Annotated in this window: 20 protein-coding genes; 10 read left to right on the top strand and 10 right to left on the bottom strand. The window is 71.4% G+C overall.

Features of this window, described 5'->3' with window-relative positions:
• Positions 1-67: 67 nt before the first annotated feature.
• From ACIF80_RS13560 to ACIF80_RS13525, 8 genes are read left to right on the top strand one after another with little or no spacing between them, the layout of a single operon-like run.
• Positions 68-1,159 (top strand): hypothetical protein, encoded by a 1,092-nt coding sequence (locus ACIF80_RS13560; protein WP_399803411.1) that lies wholly within the window; start codon positions 68-70, stop codon positions 1,157-1,159.
• Complete coding sequence (locus ACIF80_RS13555; RefSeq protein ID WP_399803408.1) at positions 1,156-1,926, top strand: WecB/TagA/CpsF family glycosyltransferase; 771 nt, start codon at positions 1,156-1,158, stop codon at positions 1,924-1,926. The genes ACIF80_RS13560 and ACIF80_RS13555 overlap by 4 nt, the downstream gene beginning before the upstream one ends.
• Positions 1,926-3,185, top strand: coding sequence for a nucleotide sugar dehydrogenase (locus ACIF80_RS13550; RefSeq protein WP_399803405.1), 1,260 nt, complete (start codon positions 1,926-1,928; stop codon positions 3,183-3,185). The genes ACIF80_RS13555 and ACIF80_RS13550 overlap by 1 nt, the downstream gene beginning before the upstream one ends.
• 3 nt (positions 3,186-3,188) lie before the next feature.
• The gene (wecB, locus tag ACIF80_RS13545; RefSeq protein WP_399803402.1) at positions 3,189-4,322 is read left to right on the top strand and encodes a non-hydrolyzing UDP-N-acetylglucosamine 2-epimerase; all 1,134 of its coding nucleotides are present in this window, start codon (positions 3,189-3,191) and stop codon (positions 4,320-4,322) included.
• A 51-nt stretch (positions 4,323-4,373) separates the two neighbouring features.
• Complete coding sequence (locus ACIF80_RS13540; RefSeq protein WP_399803399.1) at positions 4,374-5,207, top strand: Wzz/FepE/Etk N-terminal domain-containing protein; 834 nt, start codon at positions 4,374-4,376, stop codon at positions 5,205-5,207.
• A complete protein-coding gene (locus ACIF80_RS13535) occupies positions 5,170-6,657 on the top strand; it encodes an oligosaccharide flippase family protein (RefSeq protein ID WP_399803396.1) in 1,488 nt (495 codons plus the stop codon). Before ACIF80_RS13540 ends, ACIF80_RS13535 begins: the two co-directional genes overlap by 38 nt.
• A complete protein-coding gene (locus ACIF80_RS13530; protein ID WP_399803394.1) occupies positions 6,654-7,649 on the top strand; it encodes a hypothetical protein in 996 nt (331 codons plus the stop codon). Before ACIF80_RS13535 ends, ACIF80_RS13530 begins: the two co-directional genes overlap by 4 nt.
• A gap of 11 nt (positions 7,650-7,660) precedes the next feature.
• Entirely contained in the window at positions 7,661-8,452 is a 792-nt protein-coding gene (locus ACIF80_RS13525) for a glycosyltransferase family 2 protein (protein ID WP_399803391.1), read from the top strand.
• Between the two features lie 3 nt (positions 8,453-8,455).
• On the opposite strand, the gene ACIF80_RS13520 is transcribed toward ACIF80_RS13525, so the two are convergent.
• Positions 8,456-9,355 carry a glycosyltransferase family 2 protein gene (locus ACIF80_RS13520; protein ID WP_399803389.1) on the bottom strand — a complete coding sequence of 300 codons (900 nt, stop codon included), beginning with the start codon at positions 9,353-9,355 and terminating at the stop codon, positions 8,456-8,458.
• On the bottom strand, positions 9,352-11,376 hold the full coding sequence (locus tag ACIF80_RS13515) for an O-antigen ligase family protein (protein WP_399803387.1): 2,025 nt from the start codon (positions 11,374-11,376) through the stop codon (positions 9,352-9,354). Before ACIF80_RS13515 ends, ACIF80_RS13520 begins: the two co-directional genes overlap by 4 nt.
• A 74-nt stretch (positions 11,377-11,450) precedes the next feature.
• Between ACIF80_RS13515 and ACIF80_RS13510 the strand changes: the two genes are divergently transcribed.
• Positions 11,451-12,113 (top strand): hypothetical protein, encoded by a 663-nt coding sequence (locus ACIF80_RS13510; protein WP_399803384.1) that lies wholly within the window; start codon positions 11,451-11,453, stop codon positions 12,111-12,113.
• Between the two features lie 29 nt (positions 12,114-12,142).
• On the opposite strand, the gene ACIF80_RS13505 is transcribed toward ACIF80_RS13510, so the two are convergent.
• From ACIF80_RS13505 to ACIF80_RS13470, 8 genes are all read right to left on the bottom strand, one after another.
• Complete coding sequence (locus ACIF80_RS13505) at positions 12,143-13,189, bottom strand: glycosyltransferase (protein WP_399803382.1); 1,047 nt, start codon at positions 13,187-13,189, stop codon at positions 12,143-12,145.
• A 74-nt stretch (positions 13,190-13,263) separates the two neighbouring features.
• On the bottom strand, positions 13,264-16,848 hold the full coding sequence (locus ACIF80_RS13500) for a DUF4082 domain-containing protein (RefSeq protein ID WP_399803380.1): 3,585 nt from the start codon (positions 16,846-16,848) through the stop codon (positions 13,264-13,266).
• Positions 16,849-16,961: 113 nt separating this feature from the next.
• Positions 16,962-18,080 carry a DegT/DnrJ/EryC1/StrS family aminotransferase gene (locus ACIF80_RS13495; protein ID WP_399803378.1) on the bottom strand — a complete coding sequence of 373 codons (1,119 nt, stop codon included), beginning with the start codon at positions 18,078-18,080 and terminating at the stop codon, positions 16,962-16,964.
• Entirely contained in the window at positions 18,077-18,766 is a 690-nt protein-coding gene (locus ACIF80_RS13490) for an acetyltransferase (RefSeq protein WP_399803375.1), read from the bottom strand. Before ACIF80_RS13490 ends, ACIF80_RS13495 begins: the two co-directional genes overlap by 4 nt.
• A complete protein-coding gene (locus ACIF80_RS13485) occupies positions 18,763-19,902 on the bottom strand; it encodes a DegT/DnrJ/EryC1/StrS family aminotransferase (RefSeq protein WP_399803372.1) in 1,140 nt (379 codons plus the stop codon). The genes ACIF80_RS13490 and ACIF80_RS13485 overlap by 4 nt, the downstream gene beginning before the upstream one ends.
• Positions 19,899-20,873 carry an NAD-dependent epimerase/dehydratase family protein gene (locus ACIF80_RS13480; RefSeq protein ID WP_399803370.1) on the bottom strand — a complete coding sequence of 325 codons (975 nt, stop codon included), beginning with the start codon at positions 20,871-20,873 and terminating at the stop codon, positions 19,899-19,901. The genes ACIF80_RS13485 and ACIF80_RS13480 overlap by 4 nt, the downstream gene beginning before the upstream one ends.
• Before the next feature lie 30 nt (positions 20,874-20,903).
• Positions 20,904-21,953, bottom strand: coding sequence for a Gfo/Idh/MocA family protein (locus tag ACIF80_RS13475; RefSeq protein ID WP_399803367.1), 1,050 nt, complete (start codon positions 21,951-21,953; stop codon positions 20,904-20,906).
• Between the two features lie 23 nt (positions 21,954-21,976).
• The gene (locus ACIF80_RS13470) at positions 21,977-23,302 is read right to left on the bottom strand and encodes a sugar transferase (RefSeq protein ID WP_399803364.1); all 1,326 of its coding nucleotides are present in this window, start codon (positions 23,300-23,302) and stop codon (positions 21,977-21,979) included.
• A 463-nt stretch (positions 23,303-23,765) separates the two neighbouring features.
• Between ACIF80_RS13470 and ACIF80_RS13465 the strand changes: the two genes are divergently transcribed.
• Entirely contained in the window at positions 23,766-24,614 is an 849-nt protein-coding gene (locus ACIF80_RS13465; protein WP_399803361.1) for a glycosyltransferase, read from the top strand.
• The last annotated feature ends 18 nt before the right edge of the window (positions 24,615-24,632 follow it).

Below are 24,632 nucleotides of genomic sequence, written 5' to 3'. Positions count from 1 at the left end.
TTCACGTCTGGCGACGCTCGGTCGTGACGAACCGTCGCTGCTTCCACTCGCTCAACGGCTCCTTTCCTTGGCGGAATCAGGCCTGCCGTCGATGCTGTTACCCGGCAAGGAGGCCTTCGCCTTCACCATGGCCGGGACGAAAGCGCCCGACGGTTCCTGGAGCTTGGAGCAGCGCGGGACCAGCACACGGTACGCGGCCATCACCGCTCTCGGGGTCCGTCACCTGCCCGAGGACCGCCAGCGGGTGGTGCTCGCGGGGCGTACCGCCCAGGAGTTCACCGGCCTGCTGGTGGAGTCCCTGCCCTCGGTGACCAACCTCGGCGACGCGGCGCTCATCGCCTGGGCCGCCGCCGAGACCGGGCACCCCAAGCTCTCCGACGCCCTGGCCCGGGTCGAGGCGCTGGACGACCACGACCGGCCGCAGTACACCGTCGAGGCGGCATGGGTGCTGTCCGCGCTCGCGGCGGCTCGTGACTCGGCTCATGTGGAGAGACGTTTCACCGCAGCGCGCGACCGTCTGCTGCGGGCCCGGATCGGAAGCAGTCCGCTGTTCCCGCACGCCACCGGCCCCGGCCTGGTGCCCTGGTACCGGGTGCATGTGAGCTGCTTCGCCGACCAGACCTACCCGCTCCAGGCGCTGGCCCGCGCCCACGCCGGCGGCGACGGCGATCCCGAGGCGCTGGCCGCGTCCGAGGCGTGCGCGGCCCGTATCTGCGAGCTCCAGGGCGAGGGCGGTCAGTGGTGGTGGCACTACGACGCGCGCACCGGCGGTGTCGTGGAGGGCTATCCGGTCTACAGCGTCCATCAGCACGCGATGGCGCCGACCGCCCTGTTCGATCTCGCCGATGCCGGCGGCAGCGACTTCGGCGCGTCGGTCCGCAAGGGTCTGCGCTGGATGACGGACGTGCCGGAACTGGCCGGACACCCTGCCGCTCAGGAGCCGTTGATCCTCGACGAGCTGAGCGTCACCTGGCGCAAGGTCTACCGGGGCGATCCGAAGAAGGCTGTACGCGCCGCCCGCGGACTGTCCACGCGGGCCGTTCCGGGCCTCCGGCTGAAGCCTCTGGACCGGGTGTACCCCCCGCTGTCCGTGGACCGCGAATGCCGGCCGTACGAATTCGGCTGGATGCTCTACGCCTGGCAGGGGGGCCGGACATGAGCGAGCGGCAGTCACTGTTCGGGATCGAGCTGGACCCGCTGACCATGGACCAGACCGTGGAGCGCTGCCTCGCCGCGGTACGGGACGGCGGGCAGCTGGAGATCGGCGTGGTCAACGCGGCGAAGCTGGTCAACATGCGGCGGGACCCGCGGCTCGCCGAGGCGGTGGCCGGCTGTGATCTGGTCCTCGCCGACGGGCAGGCCGTGGTCTGGGCCGGGCGCGTACTGCGTGCTCCGCTGCCGGAGCGGGTGGCGGGTATCGACCTGTTCCTGAGGCTGCTGGCGGAGGCCGAGTCGGCGGGCATGTCGGTGTACTTCCTCGGCGCCAGGCAGGAGGTGCTCCAGGAGATGCTGCGCCGGGTGGCCGACCGGTTTCCCGGTCTGGAGGTGGCCGGCAGCCGCCACGGCTACTTCGACGACTCCGAGCAGGAAGCCGTCGCGGACTCGATAGCCCGCAGCGGCGCCCGGATGCTCTTCCTCGGCATGACCTCGCCGAAGAAGGAGATCTTCACCGCCGCCCACGGCGCGCGTACCGGCGCCCGTGTCGTGCACGGAGTCGGCGGCTCCTTCGACATCCTGGCCGGGGTCACCCGGCGGGCCCCCGAGTCCTGGCAGCGCCGGGGACTCGAATGGCTCTACCGGGCCCTCCAGGAACCGCGCCGCTTGGGCCGGCGCTATCTCACCACCAATGCTGCCTTCGTCCTCATGACGGCGCGCGAGCGAATCCGGCTCACCCCGTCGATCACTCCCGCGAACAGGAGTCACTGATGCGCGTCGTCGTGGTCGGACAGGGATACGTCGGCCTGCCGCTGGCCATCCGGGCCGCCGAGGTCGGACACGAGGTGATCGGCTACGACGTCGACGCCCGGCGGATCAAGAGCCTCGCGGCCGGCGAGTCCTTCGTGGAGGACGTCTCCTCCGAGCGGGTCCGCGCGGCCCTGGACAACGGCACCTACCGCCCGAGCGAGTCGGCGCGTGACTGCGGCGGTTTCGACGTCGCCGTCGTGACCGTGCCGACCCCGCTCCACGAGGGCACCCCCGACCTGCGGTACATCAAGGAGTCGGCGGTCACCCTCGCCCGCTACCTGCGCCCCGGAGCCACGGTCGTCCTGGAGTCGACCACCTACCCCGGCACCACCCAGGATCTGTTCGCGCCGATCCTGGAGGAAGGTTCGGGTCTCACCGCGGGCAGCGACTTCCAGCTCGGCTACAGCCCGGAACGGATCGACCCCGGTAACGCGGTGTGGGGCTTCAAGGCGACTCCGAAGGTCGTCTCCGGTGTCGACGAGGCCTCGCTGAGAGCAGTTCAGGACTTCTACGCGCAACTCGTCGACATCACCGTGCCGGTGGGTTCGCCCAAGGAGGCCGAGCTGGCCAAGCTGCTGGAGAACACCTTCCGTCATGTGAACATCGCGCTGGTCAACGAGATCGCGATGTTCGCCCACCATCTGGACATCGACGTCTGGCAGGCCATCGACGCCGCCTCCAGCAAGCCGTTCGGCTTCATGAGGTTCACGCCCGGGCCGGGCGTCGGCGGCCACTGCCTGCCGATCGACCCCTCGTACCTGTCCTGGCGGGTGCAGCGCGAATTAGGCCAGAGCTTCCGCTTCGTGGAGCTCGCCAACGACATCAACAACCACATGCCCGAGTACGTGACACGGCGGATCGGCGACCTCTTCAACGCCAGGCGCCGGTCCGTCAACGGTTCGCGCATCCTGCTGCTCGGGCTCGCCTACAAGAAGAACACCGGCGACGCCCGTGAGTCGCCGGCGCTGCGCATCTCCCAACTGCTCCTCGACATGGGGGCGCAGGTCAGAGCGGCGGACCCGCATGTCGTGGAGAGCCTGCCGGTGGACACCCGGCTGGTGCGGGTCGACCTCGAACCGGAGGAGCTGGCGGCCGCCGACGTGGTGGTCCTGCTCACCGACCACGACTCCTTCGACTACGAACTCGTCGCCGAACACGCTCCCTTCGTCCTCGACTGCCGGCGACGGCTGCCGTCCCGGCCCACGATCGAGGTGCTCTGAGAAATGCCGCGCATCATCTGTGTCGCCGGGGCGCGCCCCAACTACATGAAGATCAAACCGGTGATGGACGCACTGGAGCGCCGGGGCGCCGAGGTGTTCCTCGTCCACACCGGACAGCACTACGACCCGGCGATGAACGACGTGTTCTTCGCCGAGCTGGGCATCCGGCCGCCGGACCGCTTCCTCGGCGTCGGCTCCGGCAGCCACGCCGAGCAGACCGGCCGGGTGATGACCGCGTTCGAGCCGTTGCTCGACGAGGTGTCCCCGGACCTCGTCGTCGTGGTCGGCGACATCAACTCCACTCTGGCCTGTGCCCTGGTCACCGCGAAGGCTGGCCCGTTGCTGGCGCATGTCGAGGCCGGTCTGCGCAGCCGTGACTGGAGCATGCCGGAGGAGGTCAACCGCGTTGCGACCGACCGGGTCAGCGACTATCTGCTGGCCCCCTCGCCCGACGCGGCCGAGAACCTGCGCACCGAGGGCTACCGGGAGGACCAGATCCACCTGGTCGGCAACGTCATGATCGACACGTTGCTGGCCAGCCTGGAGCGCGCCCGGGCCTCGGACGTCCTCGACCGGTTCGGTCTGACCAGGGGCGGGTACGGCCTGGTCACGCTGCACCGGCCCGCCAATGTGGACGACCCCGGGGTGCTCGCCGGGCTGCTGAAGGCGCTGGGCGAGATCGCCGGCCGCTGCCCGCTGGTGCTGCCGGTGCACCCGCGCGCGGCCGGCCGGCTGACCGAGCTCGGTGTCCCCGGAGGCATCCGTCTCGTGCCGCCCGCGGGATATATGGACTTCATCGCGCTTCAGGACGCGGCGAGCGTCGTGCTGACCGACTCGGGCGGTGTGCAGGAGGAGACCACCGCGCTGGGCGTGCCGTGCGTGACGCTGCGGGACAACACCGAGCGGCCCGTCACCGTCGAGGAGGGCACCAACGTGCTGGCCGGGCGGGATCCGGCACGCATCGTGAGCATCGTGAACAGGGTGCTGGACGCCCCTCCCGCGCCGCGCCGGCCCGAGCTGTGGGACGGCCGGGCGAGCGACCGTATCGCCGATGTGCTGCTGCACGGAGGCACCGCGCGCACGCGGCCACGGCCCACCGGCCGGCCGGGGCCCACCGACCCGGCGTCCTCCATATGATCCGCTTGCAACACGTTCTCGTCGCACCTCGCGTCGCCAGGGGGGACCACCATGGATCTCGCGGAGATCTTCCGGGTCATGCGCAGGCGCTGGCGCGTCCTGCTGCCCGGACTGCTGCTGACCGCCGGGCTGATGGCCGCCGTGGCCCTGCTGGTTCCGGTGACGTACCAGTCGCAGAGCACGGTGGTTCTCCTCAACTCCCAGAAGGCCACGGTCGCTTACGACGGCAACCCCTTCCTGAGCACGCAGACCTCGCTCACCGGCATGGCGGACGGCCTGGCCCGGAACCTCAACTCCGACAGCTCCGTCCGGGAGCTGAAGGCCCGGGGAGCGACGGGAGCGTTCGAGGCCAAGCTGGCCGACAACGCGCAGGGGCCGCTGATGTGGCTGACCGTCACGGGCACGGACGAGAAGGCCGTGCTGGCCTCCGCCAAGACCCTGACCGCGTACGCAGAGGAGCGGCTGGAGGAGTTCCAGAAGCAGCAGGCGGTCGCCCCGAAGGCCATGATCCGTATGACCACCATCGTGGCCCCGCAGGATCCGGTGGCGCAGACCAAGGCGCGGCTCGAGTACCTGGTCATGGCCGGAGGGCTGGGCCTTGTGCTGAGTCTGGGCGCCGTGTTCTACGTCGAGGCGCGCCGCCGGGCACGCGCGCCGCAGCGACCGGAGCGGGCCGCGGAGCCGGGCAGCGCCCTTGAGACCGGTGAACCGGTCGCGGAACAGACGATCGCCCTCCGGCGCCCGCCCGCGTGGTCCCGGGCCGCCGAGAACAGGACCCCAGCGGAGCCGAAGGCGGGGCGCGTGGCCGTGACACCCGCCGCCGGGCCGCTCGACGAGGAGCCCACTCATGGACAGCGTTCGCCCACCGGACAGCGGGACCGCTGAGCCGGGCGGCACCCCCGCTCCGGACTCCCTCGGCCCGAAGGTCCGGTCCGCGGCCCGCTGGAGCCTGGTCAACACCGTGGTCATGCGCCTCGGCAACTTCGCCACCGGCATCGTGCTGGCGCGCTTCGCGCTCGGTCCGGCGGAGTGGGGCGTCTACGGCATCGCCCAGACGGTCCTGCTGGTCCTGCTCTCCGCGAACGAACTGGGCGTCAGTCTGGCCATCGTCCGCTGGGACGGCGATCCGCGCCGCTTCGCACCGACCGTGCTGACCCTGGCCGCCGCGACCAGCGTTCTGCTGTACGCGGCCCTGTTCGTCACGGCACCGACGGTGGCCGGACTGCTCGACTCACCGGACGCCACCGGTGTGCTGCGGGTGATGTGCCTGTGTCTGGTGATCGACGGGGTGGCGCAGGTGCCGGCCGGCTTCCTGACCCGGGAGTTCGCCCAGGGCAAGCGCATGGTGATCGACGCGCTGAACTTCGTGCTGAGCACCGCGGTGACCCTGGCGCTGGCCTTCGCCGGCTGGGGTGCGATGAGCTTCGCCTGGGGCGCGGTGGTGGGCAACATCGCCGCTCTCGTCGGCTGCGCCCTGGCCGCCCCGGGGACGCTGCGGTTCGGCTGGGACCCCCGACAGGCGCGCGCGCTGCTGAGGTTCGGACTTCCGCTGGCCGGTGCGAGCCTGCTCGCCCTGGCCGTCGTCAACGTGGACACCATGGTCGTCGGCTCCACTCTCGGCGGGGTCTCGCTCGGTTTCTACGTGCTGGCGTTCAACATCTCCGGGTGGCCGGTCCGCATCATCTCGGAGGCGGCCCGGCGGGTCTCCTTCGCCGGTTTCTCCCGCCTCGCCGACTCCCCGCAGGCCCTCGCCCAGGGCTTCAGCCGTGCGCTGGGAGTCCTGGTGACGGGCACCGTGCCGCTGTGTGTGCTGCTCGGCGGCCTCGCCGCCCCCATCGTCGAGCTCGTGTACGGCAGCACCTGGGTGCCCGCCGCCGCCGCACTGCCGTGGCTGATGGCCCTGGGCCTGATCCGCATCGGCTGCGAACTCGCCTACGACTGTCTGATCGCCGCCGGCCAGCGCCGTTCCCTCATCCTCGTGCAGGGGCTGTGGCTGGTCGCACTGATTCCCGTCCTCATCGGCGGAGCGCGGCTGGACGGCATCGTCGGTGTCTCCCAGGGGCACCTCGTGGTCGCCGCCGGTCTTGTCGTCCCCGTGTTCCTGTACGCCCTCGGCCGTGCCGGGATCGGCCTCGGCCACATCGGCCGAGCCTGTGCCTGGCCGTTCCTGGCGGGCACGGTGATGGCCCTGGTGGTGCTCGTCGAGCGGCGTCTGCTCGGCGACGGCACCCTTGCCCTGTTCGTCATCGGCACGAGCGCCCTGGCCTGCTACGTGGTGTGCGTGCTGCCCGGCCGACGCTTCCTGCTCGGCTCCCGGACCCCGGAGACCGTATGACGAGGCTCCGCCTCCTGCTGGCCGGCCTGGCCCTGTTACTGACCGCCGCCTGCTCCCCGGGCCCGTCAAAGACCGATTCCCCGCCCGCACGAAGTCCCTCCCAGGGGATGCCGCCCGCCGCCTCCGCGGCCCCCTCGGTGACCGGCTCCTCACCGGTGACGCCGCCCGGCACCTCCGCGGCACCCGGGGAGGCCGGTTTCCCCGACGCGGGCAGCACCGGCCCCCGCATCCGGCTGACGCCGAAGCCGACGGGCGACATGAGCGTCCGGACCGACGGGGCGGTCATCAGGGGGCAGGACATCACCGGCTCGCTCGACGTCTACGCGAACGACGTCACCATCATCGACTCCCGGATCACGTCGACCAACTGGTGGGGTGTCAACCTGCGCCCCGGCTACCGCGGTCTGCGGGTCCTCCACAGCACCATCACCGCGATCCCCGGCAAGGGCCCCGACAACGGCGGAGTGAACTACGCCGTGTCCAACATGGGCACCAGCTCCATCGAGGTCGGCTGGTGCGACATCTCCGTCTTCGGCAACGCCCTCTCCATGGGGCAGGGGTACATCCACGACAACTACGTCCACGGTCTCGTCCCGTTCCGCAACAACGGTGGCGAGTGGCAGCACACCGACGCGGTGATCAGCGGCGGCGGCAACCGGGGCAAGCTGGTGATCCGGCACAACACCCTGCTCAACCCGGTCGCCGTGGACCGCGGAGCGTCGGCCGCCGTCGGCCTGTTCGCCGACACCGGCCATGTCTCCGACGCGGTGATCGACAACAACCTCCTGGCCGGTGGCGCGTACGCCCTGTACGGGGGCGGCGACGGGGCCACCGGCATCACGGTCACCGACAACGTCTTCTCGACCCGTTACCACCCGAGAAGCGGTTTCTACGGACCGGTCGCGGCCTGGAACGCCGGCGGCTCCGGCAACGTCTGGCGCGGGAACCGGTTCTCCGACGGCACTCCGGTCACCCCCGAGCCGGCCGGCTGAGGAAGAGGATCATGCGACGTATCGCCCGCGCTCCCTGGGAGCTGCTCAAGCGCGCCTTCGGCTGGCTCGTCCTGTTCGAGCTGCGCAACAAGGTCCTGCTCCTTCCCTCCGCGCTGCGGCTCCGCCGTCTGGAGACCGCCGAGACCCGCCGGCTGGCGGCAGCCTCCGCTCCCCCGCCGGCCGCCCTGGTGGCGACGGTCATCGCCACCCACCGCCGGCCCGAGGAGCTGCGGGCGGCGGTCCGCTCGGTCCTGGCGCAGACCGTTCACGACCAGGTCGTCGTGGTGGTCGACGACGGCGCCGGGCTCCCCGGCCTCCCCGAGGATCCGCGGCTGTTCGCCGTCTCGCTGGCCCGCAACACCGGGGTGGCCGGGGTGGTGCGCAATGTGGGCATCCGGCTCACGCGCTCGCGGTACGTGGCGTTCCTGGACGACGACAACCTGTGGGAGCCCGACCATCTGGAGCGGGCACTGGCGGTCCTGGAGGCGCCCGGCGGGCCCGACGGCGTCTACACGGCACTGCGCCGCGTCCTGCCGGACGGGACCGAACGGGACGTCCTGTCCGTGCCGTTCGACCGTCGGCGGGCCGCGCGGGAGTCCTTCCTGGACACCAACGCGTTCGTCGCCCGGCGGAACGGCTCCCTGCGCTTCAGCCGGCTGCGCCGGACGCCGGAGGTGATGCCGCGGGAGGACTGGGAGCTCATCCACCGCTACAGCCGCGGTCACAGGGTGCGCCATGTGCCGTACGCCACCGTGCGCTATCTGGTGAATCCCGGCAGTTTCTACACGGCCTGGTCCGGCTGAGCGTCACGGTCCGGGCGTGGTCCTCAGCGCGCCCGGCCGCAGCAGTCTCGCGGCGGCCGCGCGGCTGGCCTTCCTGCCGAGGGCGGCCCGGGACACCTCGCGCAGGAACACGGCCGCTCTGAAGCCCGCCGTGGCGAGGGCCCCGTTGCGCCGCCCGTACAGCCGCACGCGGTTGAGCGTGAGCAGGGTCCACAGCCGGGGCGACACCCGGGAGTCGCCCCCCAGGTGCACCGCCTCCGCCGTCGGCTCCAGCCGCGTGGCGTATCCCAGGTCCCGGGCGCGCAGGCAGAACTCGGTCTCCTCCGAGTAGAGGAAGAAGGACTCGTCCCATGGACCGCAGGCGGCCCGGCAGTCGGCCGATACGGCCATGAGCGCCCCGGTCGCCCAGTCGGCGCGGGTGGGCCGCCGGTACGCGGCCGGGTCGGTGACGATCTCGCTCAGCCACGGGAAGCGCCCGGCCCTGCGGTTGCCGATGAGGGCCTCGCCGAGGGCCCGGGTCACGCTCGACTCGCGGCGCAGCGAGTGGTGGGGCGTGTCCCGGCCCTCCTCGTACAGCAGGGGAACGGCGATCCCGGTGCCGTCGCCGAGCCGGTGCACGAGGCGTTCGGCGCAGCCCTGCCGCATCCGCACGTCGGGGTTGCAGACGAGGGCGGCACCGAAGTCACCGGCCGCGGCCAGTGCCGCGTTGATGCCGGCGGCGTACCCGGCGTTGCGGCCGGTCTGCACGACGGTGGCACCGGGGGCCAGCGTCCGCAGGACCTCGACGGTGTCGTCGGCGGAGTCGTTGTCGGCGACGACCAGCCGCCAGTCGAGTCCGGCCATGCCGTCCTCCAGCGTGGCGAGGAACCCGGGCAGCACCGGGGCGCTGTTCCAGGTGACGACGATGACGGCGACGGGGCTCATCGGGACTCCGCTGGTCGGGGAAGCTCGGTCTCTTCGGTCTCTTCGGTCCTGCGGGGCCCGGGGGCGCCGGCGGTGGCCGCCTCGCGCCGGACGAAGCCCAGACAACTGCCGCCCGCTCCCAGGATCAGGAAGAAGATGCCGGCGAACATCGGGAAGCTGAGCGAGTCGAAGGTGGCGCTGATGACCAGGGCGACCAGCGACGAGGCGAAGAACGCCTGACCCAGTTCCCGGTCGGCCTCGGTACGGGCCAGCCGCCGCACGGCGCCTCCGTGGTGGATGCCGGTGATGAACAGGGCGAGCAGGGCGGCGGCCCCGAGCAGTCCCATTTCGGCCACGGTCAGCATGTACTGGTTGTCGGTGAAGAAGTACAGGTCCGGGGTGAAGGTGCCGAACCCCCGGCCGAACAAAGGGTGTTCCTCCAGGTAAGGCACGATCGCGCTGTACTTGACGGTCCGGGCCTGCGTGCTGCTGTCGGAGTTGGACAGGAACGAGGCGAACAGCGCCGTGATCGTGCCGATCAGTCCCGGCACGATCACCTTGAAGACGGCGACGGAGGCCGTCATCACACCGATGGCGGCCCAACGGCGGGCCGGCTTCCAGCGAGGCACCATCACCAGGGCGACCAGCAGCAAGCCGATGATCGAGGTCCGCGACACCGTCAGGGGCAACGCGCCGCCGATGAGCAGCACCGGCCCCCAGCGGCGCAGTACGTGCAGATGGCGGCGGACCGGGTCGAAGGCCTGCTGGATCGCGAAGGGCAGGAGGATGGCCAGCATGCCGCCGAACTCCAGCGGCTGGGCGGTGGTGGACCGGGGGCGGGTGAAGGAGCCGCGGTCCATGACGGAGACCTGGGCGACGCTGGTCCGGAGCCCGGGAACGCGGAGGGAGTCGGCGATGTTGGTGGCGGCGAAGAAGTCGTAGAAGCCGATCGCGGCGACGACGGACCCCATGACGACCATCCGGCGCATCAGTACGTCGAGCCGTCCGCGCTCCTGCACCCCCGCGGACACCAGGACGACCAGTGACACCCACACCAGGAACCCGATGAGGCCGCGGTCGGCCCCGAGGATCTCCTGGTGGGAGCTGCCGCGCAGGGCGTCGGCGAGGTACGCCGCGAGGACGGCCACGCCGAGCAGACACATCACGACCCGTACGGGGCGGGTGCCCGGCGCCGGCAGGACGCGGCCGCCCAGCCAGGTGGCGACGTACCACAACAGCCCGAGCAGGGCGAAGACGTTGGCCGGGGTGCCGACGCCGCCCAGAGCGGGCAGGGCCAGGTTGGACGGGATGAAGAAGGCCAGCACCAGATAGACGGTGAGGACCGCGGTGGCGTCGACCTCACGGCCGAGCGGTCCCGCCCGGACCCGCTTCGGGGTGCGGGTCTCCTGGGGCGTCGGGCCGGTGCGCCGCCGGCGGCGCACCACCGAGACGCCCTCCATCAGGATCGACAGCAGGAACGCGCTGACCACACCGAGGATGACCACGGCCGCGACGCCCTGGTAGCGGCTCTTCGACTCCGCCACCGGCGTCTGCGGCAGCACGACGGGCGCGGTCTCCACCAGATAGGCCGGCGGGACCTCGGCGGCCTCCTGGAGGACGGTCAGCTGCTCGCCGGCGAAGGTGGTCAGGGTGTCGGTCTCCTCGAGCACCTTCTCCCGGTCGGTTCCGGTGACGCTGAGCAGGAGCAGCGGGCTCTCGCTGCCCGGGGCGAAGCCGGCCGTGTAGGGATCGGTGACGCCCCTGCTGCGCAACTCCTTCGCGGCGTCGCTGGATTCGAGGGTTCTGATCAGGACGTCGGCCGTGACGATGAGCGAACCGCCCGCGTTCGAGATGGGGTTGCCGAACGTGGGAGCCAGCCGGGCCACGGCCGAGGAGTCGAGGAGCGCGACCGAGCTCTGCGACTGGTAGGAGACGGGGACGGTCACGTACAGGTACGTGCCGCCGAGCAGACCGAGCACGGTGAAGGGCACCATGAAGTACCAGCGTCTGCGCAGGACGGCCCATATCTCACCGAGGCTCACCTACCCTCCCCCTCCATTCGGCGGCACCGCGCGGCGCGCCCTGCCAGTATCGGGAGTGACGGAAGGAACTCGTAATGTCGCCTGGGAACGTCGTCGACGCGCTGCTCCGCCGCTGGTACGTCCTGGTGGTGGCACTGCTGCTGACGGCTGCGGGGGCCCATCAGGTGGTCCGCCCCGCTCCCCGGTACGCCGGGTCCGCGGTGGTCGTCCTCAAGCCGCCGGTGACGCAGAACCAGCCCAATCAGCTCACCAATCTCCAGCCGCCGCTCGCCGCGGTCTCCTACGCGGTCGTCCAGCGACTGCAGTCCCCGGCCGGAGCACAGGAGTTGAGGGCGGCTGGCATTCAGGGGACCTACCATCTCGTTCCGCGCAACAGCGGCACCAGCGCGACGCCCCGCTATCTGATCCCGTCCCTCCAGGTGCAGTCGCAGGCGCCGGACGCGGACGCCGCGGTGACGGCGGTGCGCCGCATCATCGACGTCTACGCCGCACATGTGGAACAGCTCCAGACGGCACAGGGCGTTCCGGCCGGGGCACGGATCACCCCCTCCGTGCTGACGTCTCCGAGCGCGGCCCCGGTGCAGGGCGACAAGAGGCGTGCTCTGGCGGGCACGGCCCTGCTGGGCACGGCCGGTGGAGTGCTCGGCGCGCTGTGGCTCGACAGGTATCTGCTCGGCCGCCGGACGGCCGCTCCGCACGGCCGTCCGCCCGCCGGTCCGCTTCCCGCGGCCCGCTGAGGTACGGACCGGGTCGAACTGAGCTCCCATCAGATGCCGCGGCGCTTCCAGGACTCCCACCAGAGCCACTCCCGCCCGCGCTCGGCCACGGCGGACCAGACCAGCGGCTGGAGGTACGGCATGGCCTCCGGGCCGATCCGTCTGCGCAGCCGCAGCGCGCGGTACTCGGGCAGCGCCGCGTATCCGGGCAGGCACTGCTCGGCGAACGCCACGCACTCCTCGACCGGGACGACCGCCGTGCGGCCCCGGTCGTAGGCCCGGTACGCGCGGCGCAGGGCGAAGCGGGCGAGCCGGGTGTGCACCTCGTCGGCCAGGCGGCCGGCGTGCGGCAGCCGGTCGCCGCACTTGGCGAGCACCGAGTCGAAGGCCACCAGCCGCTGGCGCAGGTCGTCGAGCTGGCCGCCGAAGTCGGTGGTCGACATGTTGTTGCCGTGGACCCGGTAGAAAGCCTGGTCCGCACCGCGTACGTAGCCGACGTCGGCGTGGGCGGCGAGCCGCATCCACATCTCGATGTCACCGGCGTGCGGAAGGGCCGGGTCGTAGCCGCCGACCGTACGCTGGAGACTGGTGCGCACGACGACTTCGGGCGAGGTGATGCAGCCGGTGCCCTCGCGGAACCGCCGCTCCAGCCACCACTGCCCGGGGTAGACGACCGAACCGGTACCCCGCGTGCGGGCCTTCGGCAGCGGCCCGCCGTGCTGGAAGCGCAGGGGGCGTCCGTAGGCGAACCCCGCCTCGGGGTGGGCGTCGAGGAGCGCGGCCGCCCGGACCAGGGCGCCCGGCACCAGCCGGTCGTCGGCGGAGAGGAGGGCGACGTAGTCGCCGTCGGCCCACTCCAGGAGCCCTTCGTTGTAGGTGGCGATGTGGCCCTTGTTGGTCCCGTGGACCCGGACCTCGATCCGCGGGTCGGCGGCGGCCAGTTCGTGCGCGGCCTCCGCCGAGTCGTCGGGCGAGGCGTCGTCGATGATGAGCACCCGGACGTCGACGCCGTCCTGCTCGTCGAGGACGCTGCTCAGGCAGTCGGCGAGGAAATGGCCGTACTTGTAGCAGGGGATGACAACACTGACGCTGCTCATCGGTGGGAAAGCCAATCCCCGGTGGTGGTCGTTGCCTTGGCCGGCGCGGGCCACCACCGGTGCGTCGGAACGGGTCAGTTCTTCTTGTGCCGGACGGTCTTGGCGGTCAGGGTCCAGCTGCGGGACTCCACCGTGTGCCGGTGCCGGTCCTTCGCCGTGACCGTGACCTTGAACCGGGTGCCGTCCGGCAACGGCGCGGACAGGTGGACGGTCGCCTTGTGGGTGGCCCGGTCGTAGTGGGTGACGGTCTTGACGTGGAGCTTCCTGGCGGCTGCCGCCTGCGCGCCGGGCAGGATGGCCAGGTTCGCCCTGACGGACGAGAGCCCGGCCCCGGCCGGCACGGTCGCCACGAGCGGGGTCGCCGCGTCGGCGGTGTACGTCACCGTGGACGTGGTCGGTTCCGAGGAGGTGACCGTCGCCGGTGAGGCGCTCGGGTCGTCGGCGGTGAAGACGGGGCCCACCCAGTAGTTCGCGGATCCGTAGGAGCCGTTGGGGAAGGCCGGGTCGGCGCCGTACCGGTAGAGCCCGTTGTGGCGGGCGGTGGTGTCGGCGATGGCGGTGAGCGGGTAGGACTGGTGGGCCGACGCGAAGTAGCCGCCGTTCACCGCGTAGCGGCCGTTCGGGGCGTGGTACGAGGCGACGTACGCCGTACCGGCGGTGACCGGCACCGGGCCGGCGAAGACCAGCGTCTGCCATCCGGAGGCCGTCTCGTTGACGAAGGTGCCGGAGGCGAGCAGCGTGCCGCCGTCGGACCACAGGCTGCCGGTGTGGGTGCCCGTGTTGCCGGTGCCCTTGTAGAAGGTGACGCCGGTGATCCAGCCGTCCGCCGAGGAGGTGAACCGGGTGCCCAGCTCCACGGAGTTGGTGTCGGCGGTCATGTCCGTGACGGCCGGCACGGCGGAGGAACTCCACAGCGTGCAGGGGCAGGTGACCGCGGGCGGCGTGGAACTGGTGGTGAACGACCAGGTCACCGGTTCCGCCATGGTGTTGCCCCAGACGTCGGAGGCCTGTACGGAGGCGGTGTAGGTGGTGTGCAGCGACAGTTCGGTCGACGGGGTGAAGGTCGCCTTGTTCGCCGCGGGCACGGTCACCGTGCCCGGCACGGTCTTGCCGCCGGGGTCCTTCACGGTGAACGTCAGGTCGTCGGAGTCCACGGCCGCACTGAGCACGGCCGACACCGAGGCCGTGATCGAGGTGCCGGCCGCTCCGGAGGCCGGGGAGGTGGAGGTGACGGTGGGCGGGGTGGTGCCGGCCGTCGAGGTGTCCAGCACCACGTCGACCCAGTAGTTGCTGCCGGAGGACTGGGTGGACGGGAAGGCGCTGGTCGAGGTGTAGCGGTAGACGCCGTTGCCGCCGTCGGTGCCGGACTTCGGGGCGGTCAGCGGCGCCAGGCCGGCGTCACTGCCGGAGAAGTACCCGGCGTCGTAGGAGTATCCGCCGTTGGGCGCGAAGTAGGAGGCCACGTAGGTGGTGTTGGCCTTGACGGTGACCGGGGTGGCGAAGTTCAGCTGCTGCCAGCCGGAGGCCGTCTCGTTGCTGAAGGTGCCGGTGGCCAGCCGGGTGCCGGAGGCGCTCCACAGGCTGCCGGTGTGGGTGCCGGTGTTGGCGGGCGACTTGTAGAAGCGCACGCCGGTGATCGAACCGGCCACCGTGGTACGGAACTTGACGCCGAGCTCCACCGAGCTGCCGTCGCCCGCGTTGACGGTGCCGGGCACCGACGAGGCTGGCCAGACGGTGCAGGGGCAGGCCTGGGGGCCGACGGTCACCGGGATGGTGGTGACGGTGCCGATGTTGACACTGTCGTCGACCGCGCGGACCTCGAGGGAGGCGGGGCCCGGGCTGGTCGGGGTCCAGCTGTAGGTCCAGGACGTCAGGCCGGTGGCGGCCTTCCAGGTCGATCCGCCGTCGGTGGAGACCTCCACGCGGGCCACCACGCCGCCGCCGGAGTCGGTGGCGGTGCCCTTGATCGTGACCGGCTTCAGTGCCGGGACGGTCGACCCGGAGGCGGGAGCGCTCACGGTGACGGCCGGGCCGGTGGCGTCGGCGGATGCCGTGGCGGCGACGAGGTTGCTCTGGAGGGTCAGCGGCTGGACGCCCATGTCGGCGAAGACGTTCACGGTCGCCTGCTGCATCCGGGCGTCCTCGGTGACCACGGTGTCTCCGGGGTCGTACGTCGGGATGTTGGTCAGGCCCCACGCCCACTGCACGGTCCCCGCCCCGAACACCAGGGCCCCGGAGTCCTGGTCGCGGAACTCGACGAGGTTGTGCGTGGCCGTGCCGTTGCCGTAGACGTTGCCCCAGTCCATGCGGAGCTTGCCGTCGTCGATGTCCACGGTGGTGGACGACACGTGGATCGCCCCGGCGGGCCGGGTGCTGTTGTCGATGTCGCTGTCCCACTCGTAGCCGAGGGTGCCGGCCGGGAACGTGGCGGTCTGGCTCGCGGTCAGGCCGGCGACGGAGGTGTCGCGCCAGATCCGGTTCCTGCCGTACGAGCCGGGCACCGTGATGGCGTCGCTGCGGTAGCCGTTCACCGTGAACATGGAGCCGGTGAGGATGTTCGGCGGCTGGTAGTCCTGTCCGTACCGGGTGCTGGCCGGGTCCATCCAGGTGCCGGTCCAGGTGCCGCTGGGGTCGGCGATGCCGTTGTTCTGGACCATCTTGGTCATCTTGTAGCAGACCAGGGTGCGGTCGTCGGTGTTCGTGCCGTCGATGCTCGGGGTGAGCCGGGTCTTCCAGAACACCTCGTTGCCGCTGAAGTAGGCCTGCCGCACGCCGGCCTTCCGGGCCGCCAGGACGTGGGAGTACTGGCTCTGGGTCCAGTACTCGTCATGGCCGGAGGACAGGTACACCTGGTGTTTCTTCAGCAGGGTGCCGCCGTCGACCGACACGTCCACGCCGGACAGGTAGCTGACGTCGTATCCGTTGCGCTCCAGCCAGGACAGCATCATGAACTCGGAGCCGTAGATGCCGTTGTCGCCGCCGATGTCCAGCGGCCGGTTGTAGCTGACCTCGTAGGCCCGGCCGTCCGGCGCGGGTCCGGCGCCGCCGTAGAGGTCCTGGCCGCCGTAGTCGTTGTACGCCTGCCAGGTCTGGTCGCTGGTCTGCACCACGATGTCGGAGGTGCTGTCGTCGTCGCGGACGACGAACGGGTACGGCATCATGCCGTCGCCGTCGGTCTGTGCGAGGTTCGCGATGTACAGGCCGGAGACGGCGTCGCCGGGCACGGTCCAGGTCACGGTCACCGGCCAGTTCCCGCAGTCGACCAGGCCGGTGCTGCTCTTGGTCTCACAACCGGCGGGGCTCGTCGTGTAGTTGGCCGGGTAGGTCACCGCCGCCTGGGCGGCGGTCGACATCAGGCGGGCGCCGTCGCCGCCGTACCAGCCCAGGCGGTAGATCTCCACGCGGTACGGGACCGGCGACTGGATCTTGAACCGGACGGTGTCACCGGCCTGCACGCTCTCCTCGGTGGAGAAGCCCTTGATGTCGCCGTAGGCGTTCGGCGCGAACCACTCGGACGTCGGGCTGCCGGCCTTCGAGTTCTCGCAGACGACCGGGTTCGAGCCCGGGCCGCACGGATCGGCCGCCGCCTGCGCGGGCCCGGCCTGCGGGAGCACCGCCCAGATCAACGCTGCCACGACGGCGAGGCGGGCGCCCCGCATCCGTCTCCTCCATCTGTTCATGTGTACCTCTCAGCGGTGCTGCGCAGGGCCGGCCCGTGCGGCCGGGGCAAAGCGGCGGGAAGCGGTGGGAAGCGGTGGGGCCAGGGCGACCGTCAGCCGGCGAGCGCGCGGGCGAGTACGTCCACGACACGCTGCTGCTGGTCGGGGGTGATCTGCGGGTAGAGCGGCAGGGACAGCATCCGGTCCGCCGCCTTCTCGGCGTTCGGGAAGTCGCCCCGGGCATGGCCGAGACGGCGGTACGCCGGCGTGAGGTGGACCGGGGCGGGATAGTGCACCCCGGCGCCGATGCCCTCGGCGTTGAGCTTGCCGACGACGTCGTCGCGGTCCGTGCCGGTGACCTGGACGACGTACAGGTGCCATACGTGTTCGTTGCCCGGTGCCGTCACCGGCAGGACGGCCCGGCCGGCCGCCGCGAGGTCGGCGAGCAGCGCGTCGTAACGGGCGGCGGCCGAGCGACGGGCCGCGTTGCCGTCCGCCAGCCGGGCCAGTTTCGCCCGCAGGACGACGGCCTGGAGACCGTCCAGCCGGCTGTTGAACCCGGGTACGTCGTGGCGGTATTTGGCGACGCCGCCGTGGTTCGCGGTGGCGCGCACCAGACCGGCCAGTTCCTCGTCGTCGGTCAGCACGGCGCCCGCGTCGCCGTAGGCGCCGAGGTTCTTGCCCGGGTAGAAGCTGGTCGCCGCGATACCTCCGCTGCCCGGCGTGCGCCCGTCGCGGGTCGCACCCTGGCACTGCGCCGCGTCCTCGACGACCCTGACGTGCGCGGGCAGTCGGCCGGCCAGTCCGGTGACGTCGGCCATCTGCCCGTACAGGTGGACGGGGACGACCGCGCGGGTGGCAGGGCCGACCGCCTCGAGTGCCGCCTCGGGGTCGAGGAGGTGGCTGTCGGGCAGGCAGTCCGCCAGGACCGGGCGGGCTCCGATCCTGGCCACCGCGCCGGCCGTGGCGATGAAGGTGTTGGCGGGCACCACCACCTCGTCGCCCGGGCCCACCCCGGTGGCGCGCAGGGCGAGTTCGACGGCGTCGGTGCCGTTGGCGACGCCCACGCAGTGCGCGACACCGCCGAAGTCCGCGTACTCGCGCTCGAAGAGGCGGACCTCCTCGCCGCCGACGAACGCGGTGCGGGCCAGGAGCCGTTCGAATCCGGCCCGTACCTCGTCGGCGACCTCCTCGTGGGCCGCCTTGAGGTCCACCAGCGGAATCCGGTTCATCTGACAGGTCCCCCCGTTGTTCGCGTGTCGAGTTCGGCCAGTGCGGGTGCGTCCGCCGCGCGCAGCCGACGGGCCGGGCTCCCCACCCAGACCTCGCCCGGCGGCACATCACCGAGCACACTGCTCCCCATGCCGATCAGCGACCAGGCGCCGACCGTCGTGCCTTCCCTGACCAGGGCCCCGGACCCCGCGTAGGCACCCCGCTCCAGCCGTGCGTTCCCGCCCAGGCGGACACCGGAGGCGAGCGTGGCGAAGTCCTCGACCACGTCGTCATGGGTGAGCACGACCTGCGGCATCACCGCGACATGCGCGCCCACCCGCACCGCGGCGGTCAGCACGCAGTGCGCGAGCAGGACCGAGCCGGGCCCGACCCGCGAGGTGGCGGACACCGCCGCCGTCGGATGGACGACGGTGGCATAGCGCTCCTCGGGCAGGCCCAGCCGGCGGACCAGGCGGGCGCGGGCCGCGTAGTCGCGGGGGTTGCCCACACAGATCACCACGCGGGCCTCGGGCAGGGCGTTGACGAGGTCGCAGCCGCCGAGGACGGGCACGCCGTCCACTTCGGTACCGTGCAGGGCGAGGTTGTCGTCGAGGTGTCCGAGCAGCTCGAACTCGCCCGTGTCGCCCGCTGCCCGGGCGGTCTCCCGGGCGAATCCTCCCGCGCCGACGATCACAAGTCCGGTCATCTCCGGGCCTGTTCGCGCAGCGCCGCCACGACCCGGTCCTGCTGGGCCCCGGTCATGGTGTGGAACAGCGGCAGGATCAGCGAGTCGCGGCTGATCCGTTCGGTGATCGGCAGCGGCGCGCCCGGGTGGTCCGCGTAGGCGGGTTCGAGGTGCGCGGCCATGATTCCGCGCCGGGCGGAGACGCCGGCGTCGGCGAGCGCGCCGAGCAGGCCGTCCCGTCCGCCGGGGAAGTCCTCGTCCAGCAGCACCCAGTAGGACTGGAAGTTGCTCTGCCCGTGCCCGGGGTCGCGCACCGGGGTGAGGCCGGGGACGTCGTGCAGCATCTCGTCGTAGCGGGCGGCCAGTTCGCGGCGTCGGGCGATCATCGCGTCGAGCTTGCCGAGCTGGACGAGGCCGACCGCGGCCTGGATGTCGGTCATCCGGTAGTTGAATCCGACCTCCAGATAGCTCTCCAGGAGGGGCCGGCTGCTCGCGTGGCGCTGGGCCGCCGATGCGTTCATCCCGTGCTCGCGCAGCCGGCGCAGCCGGGCCGCCCACGCGGCGTCGTCGGTGGTGACCATGCCGCCCTCGCCGGTGGTGACGAGCTTGCGGGGGTGGAAGGACCAGGCGGCGATCAGTGCGCCGTGGCCGACGGGCTTGCCGCCGACGGTGGAGCCGATGGCGCAGGCCGCGTCCTCCACCAGGGGCAGGTCCCAGTCGGCGCAGGCGGCGCGCAGGGAGTGCACATCGGCCGGTACGCCGCCTTGGTGGACGGCGAGGACGGCCTTGGTGCGGGGGGTGCGGACCGCGTCCACGGTCGCCGTGGTCAGGTTGCCGGTGGCGAGTCCGACGTCGGCGAACACGGGCTCCGCGCCCACGTACCGCACGGCGTTGGCGGTGGCGATGAACGACAACGAGGGCACCACCACCTCGTCGCCGGGCCCGATGCCGAGCACGACGAGCGACAGGTGCAGGGCGGTGGTGCAGGAGCTGACCGCGACGGCGTGCTCGGCGCCCACCCGCTCGGCGAAGGCCCGCTCGAAGGCCGCGACCCCGGGTCCCTGGGCGACCCATCCGGACAGCACGGCGTCGGAGGCGGCCCGTGCCTCCTCCTCTCCGAGCCAGGGGATCATCACCGGGATTCGATCGGCGCTCACTTGGCCGCCTCCCGCTCCGCGCGCCACCACTGGACCAGGTCGCGCAGTCCGGTGCGCAGGTCGATCCGTGCCGTGAACCCGAGTCGCTCGGCCGCTCGCGAGATGTCCGCGAGCCGCCGTGTCACGCCGTTCACCGTGCGGGCCGGCCCGTGCTCCGGCTCCAGGCCCTGGGCGCCCATCGCCTCCAGCAGGCCCGCGGCCAGCTCCTTCAGGGAGGTCTCCGTACCGCTGGCGATGTTGAACACCTCGTCGGTGAGATCCGACTCGGCGGCCAGGACGTTGGCCCTGGCGATGTCGCGGACGTCGACGAAGTCCATGGTCTGGGTGCCGTCGCCGAGGATCAGCGGCGGCTCGCCCGCCTCGATGCGTTCCATCCAGCGGATGAGCACCTCGGTGTAGAGGCCGTGGATGTCCATCCGGGGTCCGTAGACGTTGAAGTAGCGCAGCGCCACGTAGTCCAGGTCGTACATGGCGTGGAAGCTGCGCAGCATGCCTTCGTTGAAGGCCTTGGCCGCGCCGTAGAAGGTGTCGTTGTGGTAGGGGTGGTGGCGCTCGGTGGTGGGGAAGGTCTCGGCCATGCCGTAGACGGATGCCGAGGAGGAGGCGACGACCTTGGCCACTCCGGCCTCGGCCGCCGCCTCCAGGACGTTGAAGGTGCCGTCGACCAGGACCTCGTTGGCGAGCCGGGGTTCCTCCGCGCACTGGGTGATGCGGATCGCGGCGAGGTGGAACACCAGGTCGGCGCCCTCGGTGACCTTCCGTACGGTGGCTGCGTCCCGGACGTCGCCCTCGACGATCTCCACGACGCCGCCAGTCAGGGCCCGGGCGAGATTGGCCCGCCGGCCGCGCACGAAGTTGTCCAGCACCACGATCTCGCGGGCGCCGCCCTCTGCCAGGAGGTCGACGAGGTGGGAGCCGATGGTGCCCGCTCCCCCGGTGACCAGGATTTTCTTGCCTCGTACGGTGCTCAACTGCTGTGCCCTTCCAGTGTGGTGGAACCGTCAGCGCCCGGCGCGCAGGCCGACGACCGCGCCTTTGAACTCCAGGCTTCGGGACGCCGCCTCAAGGATGTCCAGCACCCGCAGGCCCGCCCGGCCGTCGGTCAGCGGCGCCCGGCGTTCCCGGATGGCGTCGGCGAACTCCTCGACCATGCTGCGCAGCGCCTCCTTCTCGCCGATGGCGGGCGCGACCATGTCCCCGGAGCGGTACGAGACGAGCATGTCGCGGCGCTCGTCCGCGCCGATCTCCTGGGGCGAGGCGAGGTCCACGCCGCGGTCGTAGATCGCCACCCGCTGGAGGGGGTTGAGGTCGTCCCAGACCAGGGTGCGTTTGGCGCCGCCCACCATGGTGGTGCGGACCTTGGTCGGCGAGAGCCAGTTGACGTGCACGTGGGCGATGGCCCCCGTGTTGAGCTGGAGCGTCAGATAGGCGACACAGGCCTGTCCGGCGCCGATCGGGTCGGCGCCGTGAGCGGCGACGGCGACCGGCTCGACGTTGTCGGGGAGGATGAAGTCGAGGATCGACAGGTCGTGCGGGGCGAGGTCCCACAGGACGTCGATGTCCTTCTGGACGAGCCCGAGGTTGATACGGACCGAGTCGACGAAGTGGATGTCGCCGAGTTCACCGGAGCGGACCGCCTCCCGGATGCGGCCCACGGCGGGTGTGTAGCAGTAGGTGTGGTCGCACATCAGGGTCAGGCCGCGCTCCTGCGCCTCGGTCACCAGGCGCAGCCCGTCGGCGTAGGTCGCCGCGAGCGGCTTCTCCACGAGGACGTGCTTGCCGGCGCGCAGGGCGGCCAGGGCGATCTCGAGGTGGGTCCCGGCGGGAGTGGCCACGGCGACGGCGGCCACCTCGGGGTCGGCAAGGACGGCCGCGTAGTCCGCGGTGGCCCGGACGGTGGAGTAGCCGCCGAGGACCCGCCGGGCCCGCTCCGCGTCGAGGTCGCACAGCCAGCGCAGCCTGAACCGCTCACCGGCCTGGAAGTTGCGCATGAGGTTGGGGCCCCAGTAGCCGGCGCCGACGACGGCGACCCCCAACGGCTGCTGTGTCACGCTTCTCCTCTTTCCTCGGTCCATCAGTACGCCCCCGTTCCTCGCACCACCGCGGACCCGGTGCGCAGCAGGATCGACAGGTCGAGGCTCATCGACCAGTTGTCCACGTATCCGAGATCGAGCCGGACGGCCTCGTCCCAGGGCAGGTCGGAGCGGCCGCTGACCTGCCACAGTCCGGTGAGGCCCGGTTTCACGAGCAGCCGGCGCTTGATGTCCGGCGAGTAGTCCTCGACCTCCTCGGGCAGCGGCGGGCGGGGGCCGACGAGCGACATGTCGCCCCGGACCACATTGAGCAGCTGCGGGAGTTCGTCGAGGGAGCTGCGGCGCAGAAACGATCCGACGCGAGTGATGCGGGGATCTTCCTTCACCTTGAACAGCAGACCGTCGCTGTTCTGGTTGAGATGGGCCAGCTCCGCCCGCAGGGCCTCCGAATCCGGGCGCATCGTACGGAACTTGAGCATGGTGAAGTGGTCGCCGTAGCGGCCCGCGCGCTGCTGGCGGAAGAACGCCGGCCCGGAGCTGTCCAGCCGGACGACGAGGGCGATGAGCAGCATGGGAAGCGCCAGCAGCAGCAGGAGCACGGCAGCGAAGGAACGATCCAGCAGTTCCTTGGGCAGCCGGGCGGCCCGCGAGAGGTTGGGCGCCTGGATCCGCACCAGCGGCACTCCGTTGGTGGGACGGACCGCCAGCCGTGCCGCGGAGACGTCGGAGAGCATGGGGACCAGCAGGAAGTCGACGCCCTGCGCGGCCGCCGTCCAGGACATCCGGCGCAGGACGGAGGCGTCCAGTTCGGGGGCGGGGAGCACCACCACGGTGCCGATGCCCATGGCCCGTACCACGTCGTTCATGTCACCGACGCCGCCGAGCACGGGCAGTCCCGCCTTGCGTATCTCCGTGGCGTTCTCCGGATCGCTCAGGTGGACTCCGGCGACCTGTAACTCCTGGACGCCTCCGCGCCGCAGCACGGCGACCAGCTCCAGGATGCCGCGCGCCGGGCCGACCAGGAGCGCCGGGCTGCGGTCCCGGCCCCGCACCCATCGTCGGTGCAGTCGGCGGCGCAGCGTGTACCGGACCGGCAAGCCGATCGCGGCGACCGGTAACGCAGCCATGGTCATGTCATGAAGGAGAGCCGCATCACGGGTGAACAGCCAGTACGCGGCCGCGGCCAGAGCCGGCAGCGCCACGGCACCGCGTAACACCCTTCGGTACTCCTCGGTCCCCAGACCCAGCGCACTGCGGTCGTAGGAACGATGAGCGAGCATGATCGCGATCCATGTCGGAGGCAGCACCAGGGCCACCGCCCACCGGCCATACGCCCCGTGGATCAATAAGGCCGCGACAACGGCCACGAGGCCGTCCGCGACCAGCAGGACTGTCCGGTACCTTCGATCCCAGGGTCTTCGGCGAACTTCCGGACGCCTGCGTTCCACATCCGCCGGCTCGTGCGTGACCTCAATGGTCATGGCCCCCCACCACACGCGCAGCTACCCCCGACCGCGAGAACGCGGGACGTACGTACGGTCACCATTCCGCAGCCAGGGCTGGATCGGCGCCGACGTGTCTCCTCCACACAGCGGCACCGACATACGAGAAAGCCGTCAGCGATTCCCCAACCGCCTCATGGCGCTTGCATGTTGGTTACTACGTGCTTCCGAACCGGCTTCCAGGATCTCTCTCTGACGTGTCATCAGCGACACGTCCCCTCCCCCATCACCGGCCCGGCGGACGTCAATCTAGACCATTGACCGCAGTCACGGGAACAGTTGGACGAAACACACCTCGCAAGGGTGACACCGACGGCATACTGCCCAGGTGACGAGCATCGTGATCCCTGCGCACAACGAGGCGCGTGTGATCGGCCGGCTCCTCGATTCACTGCTGGCCGGCTCCGCCGAGGACGAGACCGACATCGTGGTCGTGTGCAACGGCTGCACGGACGACACCGCCCGGATCGCCGCCGGACGCGGCCCGCGTGTAAGGGTCGTCGAGATCCCCGTCCCCTCCAAACACGCCGCCCTGCGAGCGGGTGACGACCACGCCCTCGGCTTCCCCCGGCTCTACGTGGACGCCGACGTCGTTGTCACGGGCGCCGGCGTACGAGCCCTGACCGAACCCCTGGCCGACGACACCTCCGGCATCCTCGCCACCGCCCCCGAGCGGCGGATCCCGCTGGCCGCCTGCGCCTGGCGGGTGCGGGCGTACTACCAGGTGTGGCAACGCCTGCCCGCCGTCCGCGAGGGGCTGTTCGGCCGGGGTGTCATCGCGGTCTCCAAGGCCGGACACGCCCGTATCGCCGCACTGCCGCCGCTGATGGCGGACGACCTGGCCGCGTCCCTGGCGTTCACCCCGCAGGAGCGGCTCGTGGTCGGCGCGGCCGAGGTCGTGGTCCAACCACCGTGCACCTGGCGGGACTTGATCAAGCGGCGCGTCCGGGCTGCGGTGTCCACCGCCCAGGTCGAACAGCGGCAGGGCCCGGAAGACGCCTCGGCGCGCACCAGCGTGGCCGATCTCAAGGCCGTGCTCCGCGAGGAGCCGGGGCTCCTCGCGGGCGTGGCCGTCTTCGTCGCGGCGGCGGTCGTCGCCCGCCGCAGGGCCCGAAAGGCCATCCGGGCGCGGGACTTCGACACCTGGCTACGGGACGACAGCAGCCGGCAGAACTGAGCCCTCCGCACCTGGAGT

The organism is Streptomyces sp. NPDC085927 (assembly GCF_044540975.1).
Taxonomy (GTDB): domain Bacteria; phylum Actinomycetota; class Actinomycetes; order Streptomycetales; family Streptomycetaceae; genus Streptomyces; species Streptomyces hirsutus.
This window is presented reverse-complemented; position numbering and strand designations above follow the sequence as displayed.

Coding starts and splice junctions, on each gene's coding strand:
- ACIF80_RS13535 (WP_399803396.1), top strand. CDS start 5,170: ATGGACAGCGTTCGCCCACCGGACAGCGGGACCGCTGAGCCGGGCGGC.
- ACIF80_RS13520 (WP_399803389.1), bottom strand. CDS start 9,355: ATGAGCCCCGTCGCCGTCATCGTCGTCACCTGGAACAGCGCCCCGGTG.
- ACIF80_RS13500 (WP_399803380.1), bottom strand. CDS start 16,848: ATGCGGGGCGCCCGCCTCGCCGTCGTGGCAGCGTTGATCTGGGCGGTG.
- ACIF80_RS13490 (WP_399803375.1), bottom strand. CDS start 18,766: ATGACCGGACTTGTGATCGTCGGCGCGGGAGGATTCGCCCGGGAGACC.
- ACIF80_RS13510 (WP_399803384.1), top strand. CDS start 11,451: ATGTCGCCTGGGAACGTCGTCGACGCGCTGCTCCGCCGCTGGTACGTC.
- ACIF80_RS13495 (WP_399803378.1), bottom strand. CDS start 18,080: ATGAACCGGATTCCGCTGGTGGACCTCAAGGCGGCCCACGAGGAGGTC.
- ACIF80_RS13555 (WP_399803408.1), top strand. CDS start 1,156: ATGAGCGAGCGGCAGTCACTGTTCGGGATCGAGCTGGACCCGCTGACC.
- wecB (WP_399803402.1), top strand. CDS start 3,189: ATGCCGCGCATCATCTGTGTCGCCGGGGCGCGCCCCAACTACATGAAG.
- ACIF80_RS13550 (WP_399803405.1), top strand. CDS start 1,926: ATGCGCGTCGTCGTGGTCGGACAGGGATACGTCGGCCTGCCGCTGGCC.
- ACIF80_RS13540 (WP_399803399.1), top strand. CDS start 4,374: ATGGATCTCGCGGAGATCTTCCGGGTCATGCGCAGGCGCTGGCGCGTC.
- ACIF80_RS13505 (WP_399803382.1), bottom strand. CDS start 13,189: ATGAGCAGCGTCAGTGTTGTCATCCCCTGCTACAAGTACGGCCATTTC.
- ACIF80_RS13530 (WP_399803394.1), top strand. CDS start 6,654: ATGACGAGGCTCCGCCTCCTGCTGGCCGGCCTGGCCCTGTTACTGACC.
- ACIF80_RS13525 (WP_399803391.1), top strand. CDS start 7,661: ATGCGACGTATCGCCCGCGCTCCCTGGGAGCTGCTCAAGCGCGCCTTC.